Raw genomic sequence first — 13901 nt, forward strand, 5'->3', positions numbered from 1 at the left:
ACCATGATGGTAAAAATGATCGTCGTCTCGGAGTACAGTCTGAATCCACCTGCCGATGGGCAGGGGCGCGTCAAGATCGCTGGCGGACCCTTGTACGAGTTGGCTCGGGTTCACAGGCTAGCGGCGGCGAGAGCGTTGAACATCTGGACTGGCCGTTGCGGCAAGACGGTGTACGACCTGTTCGCGGGCGACCTCGAAGCAGTCGCCGACCTCTTGGGGCACCTGCGTCCTGACGACTACCGGGATTCCGAGTGGTGTGTCAATGGTCAGAAGGCGTGGGCCGCCTGTGACGCCTATGCGCTGCGCCGTGTGGAATGGGTGGCCACCGCGGGCAAGGAGATGGGCGTTGAATATTTTGTGAAGTTTGCGGTGGGCAAGAAGGGGCAACTGCTGTTGCTGGTGTCGTGCCACCTGTCTTGAAGGAGAGCCGACATGGAAAACAAGGCGCTGTGCGCCATTTGCGGCGAGGGCCACGTCACCGCGCTCACCCGTGCGGTGGAGACGGAATACAAAGGCGCCAAGGCCCTGCTGCCCATGCACTACCAGCAGTGCGACACCTGCACGTCGGACTACGCGGGCATGGCGGAGTCCAAGCTGAACAAGCGCATCGTGATGGCGTTCCGCAAGCAGATCGACGGTTTGCTGACGGGCGACGAAATCACGGCGCTGCGCAGGCAATACCGGCTCACCCAGGCGCAGGCCGCCCAGCTGTTTGGCGGCGGCCCGGTGGCGTTCAGCAAATACGAAAACGACGATGTGGCCCAGTCCGAGGCGATGGACACCTTGCTGCGCCTGGTGCGCCGCAGCCCCGAGGCATTCTGGGCACTGGTGGAAGAAAAGGGCCTGCAGGCCGAGTTCACCCAGCAGCGTGCAAGCGTGCGTTCCAGCATGCAGGCTGCTGCAAACGTGGTGGCGTTCAAAAGGGTGCCAGTGCATCCCGGTGCGCCTGACCCGCACTACCGCCCCCGGGAATTCCGCAGGTTTGACCAAGGAGCCGTTTCATGTCCGCGTTGACCGTTCATCGCCCGGTGCTTCGCAGCTTTCGTGTGCTCGCCTGCCAGGGTGACAACCGGGGCGAAGACACTGGCGTCGCGATGCGACTGGATTTCCAGCAGGAGATCGAGTTTGGCTTGGCCGTTCCCGAGATTGAAGGGGCGCCGCTGATGGTGGGCGTGAAGGTCAAGCTGGAGACCCTGGCCACCAACCAAAACGATGCCAGCGACGTCGCCCGCTACAGCGGCGAGTACGAAGCGCGGTTTTACTACCCGGCGGGCGTGACAGAGGATGCCGTCGCGCCGCTGCTGGATGACCACGACTACCAATATGCCCTGGTCGCACAGGCCTTTCCCTTGGCCATGACGCATCTGCGCCGTGAGCTCCAGGCCATGGGGCTGGACGCGCGCGAATTGCCACTGGGCTTGCCCTACCACTGATGCAGGGTGCCGGCGCTTGCCGCGCGCATGATCCGTCAAAGAAACGGGCCAGCAAGTGTGTCTTGCTGGCCCGTTCTGTTGGATGCGGCAGGTAAACGTTTACACGTCCACGTTCACCGCCCGCAAGGCATTCGCCTCGATGAAGTCGCGCCGCGGCTCCACCTCATCCCCCATCAGCATGGTGAACACCCGATCCGCCTCGATGGCATCGTCAATCTGCACGCGCAGCAGGCGGCGCACTTCCGGATCCATCGTCGTCTCCCACAGCTGCTCGGGGTTCATTTCGCCCAGGCCCTTGTAGCGCTGGCGGCTGGTGGTGCGCTCGGCCTCGCGGATCAGCCACTGCATGGCGGCGCGGAAGTCGCCCGCCTTCTCCTCGCGCTGGCGCTCGCCCTCGCCGCGCGTGACGCGCGCGCCCTCGACCATCAGGCCGGCAAAGCTGTGCGCGGCCTCGGCCAGCGCGGCGTAATCGGCGCCGGCGACGAAGTCCTGCGTGATCAGACTGCTTTTCACGTTGCCGTGGTGGTGGCGGCTAATGCGCAGCACCGGCTTGTCGCTGCGTGCATCGAACTCGCCCGCGACCTCGGCCGGCACGCCGGCGCTGCCACTGCTGCGCAGCCATTCCTGCAGGCGCTGCGCGCTGGCCTGGGCCTGTGCCACGTCGTCCAGCTCGATGACCACGCCATCGGCGATGGCGCGCAGCGCCTCCTGATCCATGAAGGCCGACAGGCGCTCGATGATGTGCTCGGCGCGCTGGTGCGTGCGCGCGAGTTCCGCCAGCTCGTCGCCGGCAATGGTGCGCCCGGTTTCGCCACCGGTGTGAACGGCGGCATCCTTGAGCGCCACGCGCAGCAGGAATTGATCCAGCGCGGCGGCGTCCTTGAGGTACAGCTCCTCCTTGCCGTTCTTGACCTTGTACAGCGGCGGCTGGGCAATGTAGATGTGGCCGCGCTCGACCAGTTCCGGCATCTGGCGGTAGAAGAAGGTCAGCAGCAGGGTGCGGATGTGTGCGCCGTCCACGTCGGCGTCGGTCATGATGATGATGCGGTGGTAGCGCAGCCGGGCGATATCGAAGTCGTCGGCGCCGCTCTTGCCCCGGCCATTGCCGCTGAACTCATCCTCGCTGGTCTTGCCGATGCCGGTGCCCAGTGCCGTGATCAGGGTGATGATTTCCTGGCTGGACAGGAGCTTTTCGTAGCGCGCCTTCTCCACGTTCAGGATCTTGCCGCGCAGCGGCAGGATGGCCTGGAACTTGCGGTCGCGTCCCTGCTTGGCGCTGCCGCCGGCGCTGTCGCCCTCGACGATGTAGATCTCGCACAGCGCCGGGTCTTTTTCCTGGCAGTCGGCCAGCTTGCCGGGCAGGCCCATGCCGTCGAGCACGCCCTTTCTGCGCGTCATCTCGCGCGCCTTGCGCGCCGCCTCGCGCGCGCGCGCCGCCTCGACGATCTTGCCGCACAGGATTTTTGCGTCCTGCGGGCGCTCCTCCAGATACTCGGCGAGCGTGCGCGCCACGATGTCCTCGACCGGCGCGCGCACCTCGCTGGATACCAGCTTGTCCTTGGTCTGGCTGCTGAATTTCGGCTCGGGCACCTTGACCGAGAGCACGGCGCACAGGCCTTCGCGCATGTCGTCGCCCGAGACTTCCACCTTGGCCTTCTTGGCCAGCTCATGGTCGGCGATGTATTTGCCGATCACCCGCGTCATGGCCGCGCGCAGGCCCGTCAGGTGCGTGCCGCCGTCGCGTTGCGGGATGTTGTTGGTGAAGCATAGGACTTGCTCGTTGTAGCCGTCGTTCCACTGCATGGCCACTTCGACGCCGATCTCGGTGCCGGGAATGCCGCCGTAGGTTTCCGCCGGGCGGCTGCCGGTGGCGTAGAACGTGGTCGGGTGCAGCACTTTCTTGCTGCCGTTGATGAATTCGACGAAGCCCTTGACGCCGCCGCTGCCGGCAAAGTCGTCCTCCTTGCCAGTGCGCTCATCGACCAGGCGGATGCGCACGCCGTTGTTCAGGAACGAGAGTTCGCGCAGCCGCTTGGCCAGGATCTCGTAGTGGAAGTCGCTGTTTTCCTTGAAGATGTCCGTGTCGGGCAGGAAGCGCACCTCGGTGCCGCGCTTTTCCGTCGGGCCGACGATCTTCATGGGCGAGGTCTCCTCGCCGTCCACCAGCTCGATGACGCGGTTTTGCACGAAGCCACGCGAAAAATCGAGCTGGTGCGTCTGGCCGTCGCGGCGCACCGTCAGGCGCAGCGTCTTGGACAGCGCATTGACGCAGGACACGCCCACGCCGTGCAGGCCGCCCGAGACCTTGTAGCTGTTTTGGTTGAACTTGCCGCCGGCGTGCAGCTCGGTCAGGGCGATCTCGGCGGCCGAGCGCTTGGGCTCGTGCTTGTCGTCGAGCTTGACGCCGGTGGGAATGCCGCGCCCGTTGTCCAGCACGCTGATCGAGTTGTCGGTGTGGATGGTGACCAGGATGTCGTCGCAATAGCCGGCCAGCGCCTCGTCGATGGAGTTGTCCACGACCTCGAAGACCAGGTGGTGCAAGCCGGTGCCATCGCTGGTGTCGCCGATGTACATGCCGGGCCGCTTTCTGACGGCCTCCAGCCCTTCCAGGATCTGGATGGCGCCTTCGCCATAGCCCTCGCCCGTGGCGGCCACGGCGGTCGGCGGTGTCTCATCAGCGCCGAAAACCGGCTCATCAGGGGCGGGCTGCGTGTGCTCTGCGGTCATGAATATTCAGCCAAAAAGGCTGCAAACGCTTGTCCAGCAAGCGTAAACAGCTATCAAAAAAGAAGCAAAAATGGGCGGCCACGCAGACATGTCGAAGGCAGCGCAGACGCAGCGCCACGGCTGCGGCGTCAAATCCGCATCGGCATGACGACGTACTTGAAGCCGTCGTTGCCGGGGATGGACATCAGCACCGAGCTGTTGCCATCTTGCAGGTCGATGTTGACCATGTCCTGGCTCATGTTGGCCAGCGCGTCGATCAGGTAAGTGACGTTGAAGCCGATCTCGATGGGCGTGGCGCCGTAGTCGATGTCCAGCTCATCGACGGCCTCTTCCTGCTCGGCGTTGTTGCTGGACACGCGCAAGCTGCCCGGCTCGATGTTCAGGCGCACGCCCTTGAACTTCTCGCTGGTCATGATGGCCGTGCGCTGCAGGCTGGCCAGCAGCGGCGCGCGCCCCAGGGTGATGCGGTGCGGGTGGTTGCGCGGGATGACGCGGTTGTAGTCCGGGAACTTGCCCTCGACCAGCTTGGTGACGAATTCCATGCCTCCGAAGGTGAAGCGCGCCTGGTTGCTGGCGAACTGCACCTCGATGGCACCGTCGGCATCCGACAGCAGGCGCTGCAGCTCCAGCACGGTCTTCCTGGGCAGGATGACCTCCTGCTTGGGCACCTCGACTTCGAGCTGGCTGCTGGCGAACGCCAGGCGGTGGCCGTCGGTGGCCACCAGGGAGAGGGTGCTGCCCTCGGCAACGAACAGGATGCCGTTGAGGTAGTAGCGGATGTCCTGCACCGCCATGGCGAACGAGACCTGGTGCATCAGGCTTTTCAGCACCTTCTGCGGCACGCTGAAGGCCGGCCCGAAGCTGGCCGCCTCCTGCACCAGCGGGAAATCCTCGGCGGGCAGGCTGGTGAGCGTGAAGCGGCTCTTGCCGCCCTTGAGAATCAGCTTGTTCTGGCTGCTCTCCAGGCTCACGGTCTGGTCTGCGGGCATGGTCTTCAGGATGTCGATCAGCTTGCGCGCGCCCACCGTGGTGCTGAAGTCGCCGGCCTCGCCGCCCAGCTCCGCCGTGGTGCGGATCTGGATTTCCAGGTCGCTGGTGGTGAGCTGCAGCGCGTTGCCGCTTTTCTTGATCAGCACGTTGGCCAGGATGGGCAGCGTGTGGCGGCGCTCGACGATGCCGGACACCGCTTGCAAAACGGCCAGAACCTTGTCTTGGGGGGCCTTCAGGACTTGCATGAGGTCAACCTTGGGAGAAACCTTGGGAGGAAGGGAGGTGTGCGGGGGATGCGCCAGCCAGGCCGGTGTTGGCGCCGGGCAACACGCCATTTTGCCTGTGAACCTCGGGGGCGCAAGGCATGTCGGCTCAGCCCTTGAGCGTTTGCTCCAGCACGTGCAGCTGCTGGTTTAGCTCGGTCAGCTGCAGGCGCTCGGCGCCGATCTTGCGCACGGCGTGCAGCACCGTGGTGTGGTCGCGCCCGCCGAACAACTCGCCGATCTCGGGCAGGCTTTTTTGCGTCAGCTCCTTGGCCAGGTACATGGCGATCTGGCGCGGGCGGGCGATGCTGGCCGGGCGCTTCTTGCTGTACATGTCGGCGACCTTGATCTTGTAGTAATCGGCTACCGTCTTCTGGATGTTTTCGACGCTGATCTGGCGATTCTGGATCGACAGCAGATCGCGCAGTGCCTCGCGCGCCAGCTGGATCGACACCTCTTTCTGATTGAAGCGCGAATACGCCAGGATCTTGCGCAGTGCGCCTTCAAGCTCGCGCACGTTGGAGCGCACGTTCTTGGCGACGAAGAAGGCCACTTCCTCGGGCATCTCCGAGCCTTCGCTACGTGATTTGTTGATCAGGATCGCCACGCGCATTTCCAGCTCGGGCGGCTCGATGGCCACGGTCAGGCCGGAGTCGAAGCGCGAGACCAGGCGCTCGTGGATGTTGGCCAGGCCCTTCGGATACGTGTCCGAGGTCATCACGATGTGGCTCTTCTTGGCCAGCAGCGCCTCGAAGGCGTTGAAGAACTCCTCTTGCGTGCGATCTTTGTTGGCGAAGAACTGCACGTCGTCGATGAGCAGCAGATCGAGCGAGTGGTAGCGCGCCTTGAAGTCGTCGAAAGTGCGCCTTTGATACGACTTGACCACATCCGAGACGAACTGCTCGGCGTGGATGTAGAGAACTTTCGCATCGGGCCGGTCGGCCAGCAGCTGGTTGCCCACGGCGTGTACCAGGTGCGTCTTGCCCAGGCCGACGCCGCCGTAGATGAACAGCGGGTTGTACAGGTGGCCGGGCGAGCCGGCGACGTGCATGGCCGCCGAGCGCGCCATGCGGTTGGCCGTGCCCTCGACCAGGGTCTCGAAGGTCAATGCCGGGTTCAGGCGCGAGCGGAAACCGCCCTGGCTGCCGTCCTCGCTGGCCGGGGCGGCGGCGGGGGCATCCAGCGGCGTCAGGGTCTGCGGCGCTGGCGGGCGTACATAAGTGCGCACAACGCTCTCGCGCTGAGCGAGCGCCAACTCGACCGTGACCGGCTGGCCATACAAATCCTGCAGCAAGGCGGTGATGCGGCCGGCGTACTGGGCGCGGATCCAGTCGAGCTTGAAGCGGTTGGCCACCAGCAGCGTGACCTTGGAGAAATCGGGGGCGACCTGGGCCGCGAGCGGCTTGATCCAGGTGTTGAACTGCTGCTCGGGCAGCTCTTGTGCCAGCAGCTCGGCGCAAGCCTGCCACAGGCCCTGGCCGGCGTTGGCAGCGTCGAAATCGTCGTGGGAAGGCAAAGGTTCCTCGGGCATCGAAATGGGTTGTAGTTGTGGATAGAGGAACGCGCAAGAAACGCGGGATTCTAGCTTGTCAATAAGTTATCCACAAGTTTTCCGCCGCTGGAGAAAGCACCTGGAGTGCCGACGGGCATTGCCAGCGGCCAGTTGGGCTGCAATAATCGCCGGTTTCCCTGAAAAGCGTTCAGGGCAGCCAGACTTTGCGCGCGCGGTTTTTTCCGGTTTCCTCGGAGGGCTGCTGCCTACAGTGGTGCATGGGGCGCTGCGCCCCGCCCGCGTCTCGCCCGGTCACCGCATTCTTCACTGAACCCCTTCAAGGATAGAGAACATCATGAAACGTACTTACCAGCCCTCCAAGACCCGCCGCGCCCGCACCCATGGCTTTTTGGTGCGCATGAAGACGCGCGGTGGCCGCGCCGTGATCAACGCCCGCCGCGCCAAGGGCCGCAAGCGCCTGGCCGTCTGAGGCCGCAGCGCGCTGCTCCGGTGACTGCCGCGCCGGCTCCGGTGCGCGGCGCTGCCGCTGCCATGCATCGGCTCAAGACCCGTCCCCAGTTCCAGGCGACCATGGCCGCAGGCACGGCGGCCCGCACGGCGCACTTCGCGCTGCACCGGCTTCCGCTGCCGCTGGCAACTCCCCTTTCAGGGCCTGACTGCACGCCTGCTGCGTGTCAGTCGCAGGCCCTGTTTGCGCTTCCTGCGGGCGCACCTACCGGGCCCTGGCTGGGTGCCATGGTGCCCAAGCGCTGGGCGCGCCGCGCCGTCACGCGCAACGCCATCAAGCGCCAGATCTACGCCGTTGCCGCTGAGCGCCGCGCCGAGTTGCCGCACGCTGCCCACGTGGTGCGCCTGCGTGCCGCCTTTGACCGCAAGCAGTTCGTGAGCGCCTCCTCTGATGCGCTCAAGAGCGCTGTGCGCGCGGAGCTGCAGCAACTCTTTGCCCGTGCCGCCCGCGCTGCTCGCACCGACGAGCGCGGGCCGGCGGCAGAGGCGGCCCCAGCCCCGGCGCCGCGCCAGGGCGCTGCAGACCGTGGCCCGCGTCCATGATGCAGCGCCTGTTGATCGCCCTGGTGCGTGGCTACCGCCTGCTGCTCAGCCCCTGGCTGGGCTCAGCCTGCCGCTTCGAGCCTACTTGCTCGGCCTACTCGCTGGGCGCGCTGCAGCGCTGGGGTGCTGTCGCCGGCAGCTGGCTGACCGTGGCCCGCCTGGCGCGCTGCCATCCCTGGTGCGCCGGCGGCCATGATCCCGTGCCGCAGGAGCTGCCGCGCCACATGCGGCTGTTCTCGCGGCTGGTGCCGCCAGCCCCGGCTGCTCCTTCCTCCTCCTCGGACAACCAGACCTCCTCCCCATGAACGACATCCGCCGCACCATCCTGTGGGTGATCTTTGGCTTTTCCCTGGTCTTGCTGTGGGACAAGTGGCAGATTCACAACGGCAAGCAGGCCACCTTCTTCCCCTCGCCGCCGGCGCAGACTGCTGCTGCCGACACCCCGGCGACCCCGGCCACCCCTGCTTCGGCAGCCAGCGGCGTGCCGGCGGCCAGCGCCAGCCTGCAGGGCAGCGCTCCGCCTGCCGGCGACGCCCCGGCGGCGCCGGCCGCCCCGCGCGAGCGCATTACCGTCAACACCGACGTGCTGCGCCTGAGCTTCGACAGCGAGGGCGGCTCGCTGGTGCATGGCGAGCTGCTGCAGTACGCCGACATGCAGGACAAGGCCCAGCCCTTCGTGCTGCTCGACGAGAGCGCCAGCCGCGTCTATGTGGCGCAGACCGGCCTGACCGGCGGCGGCTTCCCCAACCACAAGACGGCCATGAGCGTGGCGCCCGGCCCGCGTGCGCTGCAGGACGGCCAGGACACGCTGGCCGTGCGCTTCGAGTCGCCCGACCTGGGCGGCATCAAGCTGGTCAAGACCTGGACGCTTAAGCGCGGCGCGTATGACATCGCCGTGCGCCACGAAGTCGTCAACACCGGCAGCGCACCGGTGTCGCCCCAGCTGTACCTGCAACTGGTGCGCGACGGCAGCAAGCCGCCGGGCGAGTCCTCGTTCTATTCGACCTTCACCGGCCCGGCGGTCTATACCGAGGCCAAGAAGTACCAGAAGATCGACTTCAAGGACATCCGCAACAAGAAGGCCGACATCCCGGCCCGCGCCGACGACGGCTACATCGCCATGGTGCAGCACTACTTCGCCACTGCCTGGCTGCTGCCCGAGGGCACGCCGCGCGAGCTGCGCGTGGAGGCCGCCGACATCGGCCTGAGCGCTCCCGACTGCTGCTACCGCGTGCAGGCCATCACGCCGCTGGGCGAGATCGCCCCCGGCCAGGCCAAGGCGCTGGACGCACGCCTGTACGCCGGCCCGCAGATCGAGACGCAACTGGAGCAACTCGCCCCCGGCCTGGAGCTGGTCAAGGACTACGGCTGGCTGACCATCCTGGCCAAGCCGCTGTACTGGCTGCTCGATCAGCTGCACAAGGTGCTGGGCAACTGGGGCTGGTCTATCGTGGCGCTGGTGGTGCTGCTCAAGATCATGTTCTATTGGCTCAACGCCAAGGCCTACGCCAGCATGGCCAAGATGAAGGCCATCAACCCGCGCATCCAGGAAATGCGCGAGCGCCTCAAGGACAAGCCCCAGCAGATGCAGCAGGAGATGATGCGCATCTACCGCGAGGAAAAAGTCAACCCCATGGGCGGCTGCCTGCCCATCATGATCCAGATCCCGGTGTTCATCGCGCTGTACTGGGTGCTGCTGTCCAGCGTGGAGATGCGCAACGCGCCCTGGATCGGCTGGATCCACGACCTGTCCTCGCCCGACCCCTTCTTCATCCTGCCCATCCTGATGGCGCTGTCGTCGCTCTTGCAGACCGCGCTGAACCCGGCGCCGCCCGACCCCATGCAGGCCAAGATGATGTGGTTCATGCCGCTGATCTTCAGCGTGATGTTCTTCTTCTTCCCGGCCGGCCTGGTGCTGTACTGGCTGACCAACAACCTGCTGTCGATTGCCCAGCAGTGGATCATCAACAAGCGCATGGGCGTGCCGCCGCAGTTCAACCTGCCCAAGTTCCGCTGACCACGCGCTGGCAAAACCATAGCTGCCGACGGCCACCCTGGGTGGCCGTCGGCATTTTCGGGCTGGGCATTTTGGTTACCATCCCCGGCACACTTCAAACAGGAGACACCACCGATGCTGCAACTCACCACCTTCCGCCTGGCCACCTTGGCCGCAGCCGCACTGCTGGCTGCCGGCAGTGCCAGCGCCGCCACGCTGCGCTGGGCCGGCGCCAACGACATCAACACCGCCGATCCGCACTCGCAGAACCACCAGACCACGCACGCTTTCCTGCAGCAGGTCTATGAGAGCCTGGTGCGCTACGACGAGAAGTTCCAGGTCGAGCCGGCGCTGGCCACCAAGTGGGAGCAGGTCAGCCCCACGCAGGTGCGCTTCACGCTGAGGCGTGACGTCAAGTTCCACGACGGCGCGCCCTTCACCGCCGACGACGTGGTGTTCTCGCTCACGCGCGCCATGACGCCGCCGTCCAACATGCAAAGCGCCACGCAAAGCGTCAAGGAGGTGAAGAAGGTCGATGACCACACGGTCGATGTGATCCTCAAAGGCCCCAACCCCATCTTGCTGCGCGAGCTGACCGAGGCGCGCATCATGAACAAGGCCTGGGCCGAGAAGCACAACTCGGTCAAGTCGCAGGACTACGGCGGCAAGGAAGAGAGCTATGCCTCGCGCAACGCCAACGGCACCGGCCCGTACAAGCTGGTCGTGTGGCAGCCCGACGTGAAGCTGCAATTGACCAAGAACCCCGACTGGTGGGACAAGCCACGCGGCAACGTCGATGAGGTCATCTTCACACCCATCAAGTCGGCCGCCACGCGCACGGCGGCGCTGGTCTCGGGCCAGGTAGATTTCGTCGTCGATCCGCCGCCGCAGGACTTGGCGCGCCTGAAGAACACCGCCGAGCTCAAGCTCATCGAGGGTGCCGAGAACCGCACCATCTACCTGGGCCTGGATCAGTTCCGCGACGAGCTGCCGGGCGCCGGCACGCCGGGCAAGAACCCGCTCAAGGACAAGCGTGTGCGCCAGGCCATGTACCAGGCCATCGACACCGCCGGCCTGCACAAAAATACCATGCGCGGCCTGTCCGTGCCTGCCGGCGCCATGGTTGCGCCCATGGTCAGCGGCTGGAGCAAGCAGCTCGACGAGCGTGCCTCCAAATACGATGTGGAAGCGGCCAAGAAGCTGCTGGCCGATGCCGGCTATCCCAACGGCTTCGCGCTGAAGCTGGAGTGTCCCAACGACCGCTACGTCAACGACGAGGCCATCTGCCAGGCGGTGACCGCCATGTGGACGCGCATCGGCATCAAGACCACGTTGTCTGCCGCGCCCATGGCGCAGTTCGTCACGCGCGTCATGAACAACGACGTGAACGCCTACCTGTTCGGCTGGGGCGTGGCGACGTTCGATGCGCTCTACACGCTGGACTCGCTCATGTCCACCAAGCAGGGCAAGACGGCCGCTGGCGTCTATAACGGCGGGCGCTTTTCCGACGCCAAGCTCGACGAGATGATCCAGCAGATCAAGACCGAGATGGATCAGCCCAAGCGCGACGCGCTGCTGCACGACGCGCTCAAGCTGACCAAGGACGAGTACTACTACATCCCGCTGCACCACCAGATCCGCCCCTGGGCCATGCGCAAGGGCGTGGACACCGTACACCGTGCCGACGACCGGCCCATGCCCAACTGGACGACGGTCAAGTAAGCGCTGCCGGCGCACTCCCAAAACAGGAGCTGTCTGCGCTTGTCCCACAAAGCTTTGCGGGTCATTCGACCTGCAAAGCCAATGGTGGCAAGCGCAGGCAGCTTCTTTTTCAATAGCAAACACTGCCATGCTCGCCCGTCGCCACGACCCCATCATCGCCATCGCCACCGCCCCGGGCCGGGGTGCGGTGGGCATCGTGCGCGTGTCGGCGCGGGCACTGGGCGGCTTCGTGCCGGCGCTGCTGGGCCGCAGCCTGCAGCCGCGCCACGCGCACTACCTGCCCTTTGCCGATGCCGACGGCCAGCCCATAGACCACGGCCTGGCGCTGCACTTCCCGGCGCCACACAGCTACACCGGCGAGCACGTGCTGGAGCTGCAGGCGCACGGCGGGCCGGTGGTGCTGCAACTGCTGCTGGCGCGCTGCCTGCAGGTGGCGGCGGCTGGCCACCTGCCGGGCCTGCGCCTGGCCGAGCCGGGCGAATTCACCGAGCGCGCCTTCCTGAACGGCAAGCTCGACCTGGCCCAGGCCGAGGCCGTGGCCGACCTGATCGACGCCACCACCAGCGCCGCCGCGCGCAGCGCCAGCCGCTCGCTGGCCGGGGCGTTCTCGCAAGACATCCACCGGCTGCGCGATGCGCTGATCCACCTGCGGATGCTGGTCGAGGCGACGCTGGATTTTCCCGAGGAAGAAATCGACTTCCTGCAAAAGGCCGACGCGCACGGCCAGCTGGCGAATCTGCAGCAGACGCTGGCCCAGGTGCTGCAGCGTGCCGCCCAGGGCGCGCTGCTGCGCGAGGGCATCAAGGTGGTCATCGCCGGCCAGCCCAATGCCGGCAAGAGCTCGCTGCTCAACGCCCTGGCCGGCGCGGAGCTGGCCATCGTCACGCCGATCGCCGGCACCACGCGCGACAAGGTGCAGCAGACCATCCAGATCGAGGGCGTGCCGCTGCACGTGGTCGATACCGCCGGCCTGCGCGAGGCCGGCGACGAGGTCGAGCGCATCGGCATCGCGCGCGCCTGGGACGAGATCGCCGGCGCCGACGCCGTGCTGTTCCTGCACGACCTCACGCGCAGCAGCACACCCGAATACGCCAGCGCCGACGCCGCCATCGCCGCCACGCTGGCCCAGCGCCTGCCGCCCGGCGTGCCCATCATCGACGTGTGGAACAAAAGCGATGCGGTGGCCGCCGCCGCCGCTGGCGATGCCGCCTCTGCCGCGCGCCAGGCCGTGTGGCTGTCAGCGCGCACCGGCGCCGGGCTGGATGCGCTGCGCCAGCTGCTGCTGCGCACGGCCGGCGTGCAGGCCGTGCCCGAGGGTGTGTATATCGCCCGCGAGCGCCACCTGCAGGCGCTGCACGCCAGCGACGCCCACCTGATGCAGGCAGCGGCGCAATTGCACGCCGCCAGCCCGGCGCTGGACTTGCTGGCCGAGGAGCTGCGCCTGGCGCAGAACGCCCTGAACAGCATCACCGGCGAGTTCGGCGCCGATGACCTGCTGGGCGTGATCTTTTCGCGCTTTTGCATCGGCAAGTGACGCGCGCACGCGCAGCCGTCAAGTACCGGTAAGCACTGGTAAGCGCCGCTTGTGCAAGCGCAAGCCCCGGGTTACCGTCGCCGGCCTATGCTTGACCTGCCTCCTTCTCCCTCTCCATCTTCCCTGGGCGCGCCTGGCGCCAGGGCCGATCTGAGCCGGCTGATCGCCGCCATCAGCCAGGCCAGCGCCGATGACCGTATGCCCCAGGCCTTCAGCAGCGAGCAATGGGAGGTGCTGACCGGCTACCTGCTGCCTGTGCAACTGGCCGCCGGCCAGGTGCTGTTTGCCCAGGGCAGCAGCGACCGCACCCTGTACCTGATCGAAAGCGGCAGTCTGAGCGTGCATTACGAAGACAGCAAGCAGCGCCTGCGCCTGGCCATCGTCGGCGCCGGCTCCCTGGTCGGCGAAGGCGCTTTCTTCTCGCACCGGCCACGCAGCGCCACCGTGCAGGCGGCGGCGCCCTCGGTGCTGTGGGCCTTGCCGGCGCTGCGCCATGTCGAGCTGGGCAACCGCCAGCCGGCGGTGGCGCTGAACATGGCCATGGCCGCCGGCGCCGTGCTGGCCCGGCGCCTGGGCGACCGGCGCCGGCGCATCGCGGCCACCTGACGGGCGCGCTGCAATGTCTGGCGCCAGCGCCCCGCATGTGCCACGATGGGCTGCCGGCCAGTGCCGC

13 protein-coding genes are annotated in these 13901 nt (G+C 66.4%); 10 read left to right on the top strand and 3 right to left on the bottom strand.

The genetic code is table 11. The features are described from left to right. Window positions 1-6 precede the first annotated feature (6 nt). Genes IDM45_RS14960 through IDM45_RS14970 form a run of 3 tightly spaced genes read left to right on the top strand, consistent with a single transcriptional unit; the run spans window position 7 to window position 1433 of the window. Window positions 7-420: a hypothetical protein gene (locus IDM45_RS14960; protein ID WP_209423552.1), complete on the top strand. Its 414-nt coding sequence runs from the start codon at window positions 7-9 to the stop codon at window positions 418-420. Window positions 421-432: 12 nt separating this feature from the next. Continuing rightward, window positions 433-1014, top strand: a complete 582-nt coding sequence (locus tag IDM45_RS14965; protein ID WP_209423553.1) for a type II toxin-antitoxin system MqsA family antitoxin — start codon at window positions 433-435, stop codon at window positions 1012-1014. Continuing rightward, window positions 1002-1433, top strand: a complete 432-nt coding sequence (locus IDM45_RS14970) for a hypothetical protein (protein ID WP_209423554.1) — start codon at window positions 1002-1004, stop codon at window positions 1431-1433. The genes IDM45_RS14965 and IDM45_RS14970 overlap by 13 nt, the downstream gene beginning before the upstream one ends. 99 nt (window positions 1434-1532) lie before the next feature. On the opposite strand, the gene gyrB is transcribed toward IDM45_RS14970, so the two are convergent. The 3 genes from gyrB to dnaA form a co-directional block, all read right to left on the bottom strand. Further along, window positions 1533-4160, bottom strand: a complete 2628-nt coding sequence (gyrB, locus tag IDM45_RS14975; RefSeq protein ID WP_209423555.1) for a DNA topoisomerase (ATP-hydrolyzing) subunit B — start codon at window positions 4158-4160, stop codon at window positions 1533-1535. A gap of 128 nt (window positions 4161-4288) precedes the next feature. After that, window positions 4289-5395, bottom strand: coding sequence for a DNA polymerase III subunit beta (dnaN, locus tag IDM45_RS14980; protein WP_209423556.1), 1107 nt, complete (start codon window positions 5393-5395; stop codon window positions 4289-4291). 127 nt (window positions 5396-5522) lie between these two features. Further along, a complete protein-coding gene (dnaA, locus tag IDM45_RS14985) occupies window positions 5523-6944 on the bottom strand; it encodes a chromosomal replication initiator protein DnaA (protein WP_209423557.1) in 1422 nt (473 codons plus the stop codon). Between the two features lie 316 nt (window positions 6945-7260). On the opposite strand from dnaA, the gene rpmH reads away from it, so the two are divergent. The 7 genes from rpmH (at window position 7261) to IDM45_RS15020 (ending at window position 13834) form a co-directional block, all read left to right on the top strand. Beyond that, window positions 7261-7395, top strand: a complete 135-nt coding sequence (rpmH, locus tag IDM45_RS14990; protein WP_005798102.1) for a 50S ribosomal protein L34 — start codon at window positions 7261-7263, stop codon at window positions 7393-7395. A gap of 62 nt (window positions 7396-7457) precedes the next feature. Beyond that, a complete protein-coding gene (locus tag IDM45_RS14995; protein ID WP_209424159.1) occupies window positions 7458-7976 on the top strand; it encodes a ribonuclease P protein component in 519 nt (172 codons plus the stop codon). Beyond that, window positions 7973-8281 (top strand): membrane protein insertion efficiency factor YidD, encoded by a 309-nt coding sequence (gene yidD, locus IDM45_RS15000; protein WP_209423558.1) that lies wholly within the window; start codon window positions 7973-7975, stop codon window positions 8279-8281. The genes IDM45_RS14995 and yidD overlap by 4 nt, the downstream gene beginning before the upstream one ends. Beyond that, window positions 8278-9993 (top strand): membrane protein insertase YidC, encoded by a 1716-nt coding sequence (gene yidC, locus IDM45_RS15005; RefSeq protein ID WP_209423559.1) that lies wholly within the window; start codon window positions 8278-8280, stop codon window positions 9991-9993. The genes yidD and yidC overlap by 4 nt, the downstream gene beginning before the upstream one ends. A gap of 114 nt (window positions 9994-10107) precedes the next feature. Beyond that, window positions 10108-11694: an ABC transporter substrate-binding protein gene (locus IDM45_RS15010; RefSeq protein WP_209423560.1), complete on the top strand. Its 1587-nt coding sequence runs from the start codon at window positions 10108-10110 to the stop codon at window positions 11692-11694. A 127-nt stretch (window positions 11695-11821) separates the two neighbouring features. Beyond that, the gene (gene mnmE, locus IDM45_RS15015; RefSeq protein WP_209423561.1) at window positions 11822-13228 is read left to right on the top strand and encodes a tRNA uridine-5-carboxymethylaminomethyl(34) synthesis GTPase MnmE; all 1407 of its coding nucleotides are present in this window, start codon (window positions 11822-11824) and stop codon (window positions 13226-13228) included. A gap of 87 nt (window positions 13229-13315) precedes the next feature. Then, complete coding sequence (locus IDM45_RS15020; RefSeq protein WP_209423562.1) at window positions 13316-13834, top strand: Crp/Fnr family transcriptional regulator; 519 nt, start codon at window positions 13316-13318, stop codon at window positions 13832-13834. Window positions 13835-13901 lie beyond the last annotated feature (67 nt).

It is taken from the genome of Melaminivora jejuensis (assembly GCF_017811175.1).
Classification (GTDB): Bacteria; Pseudomonadota; Gammaproteobacteria; order Burkholderiales; family Burkholderiaceae_C; genus Melaminivora; species Melaminivora jejuensis.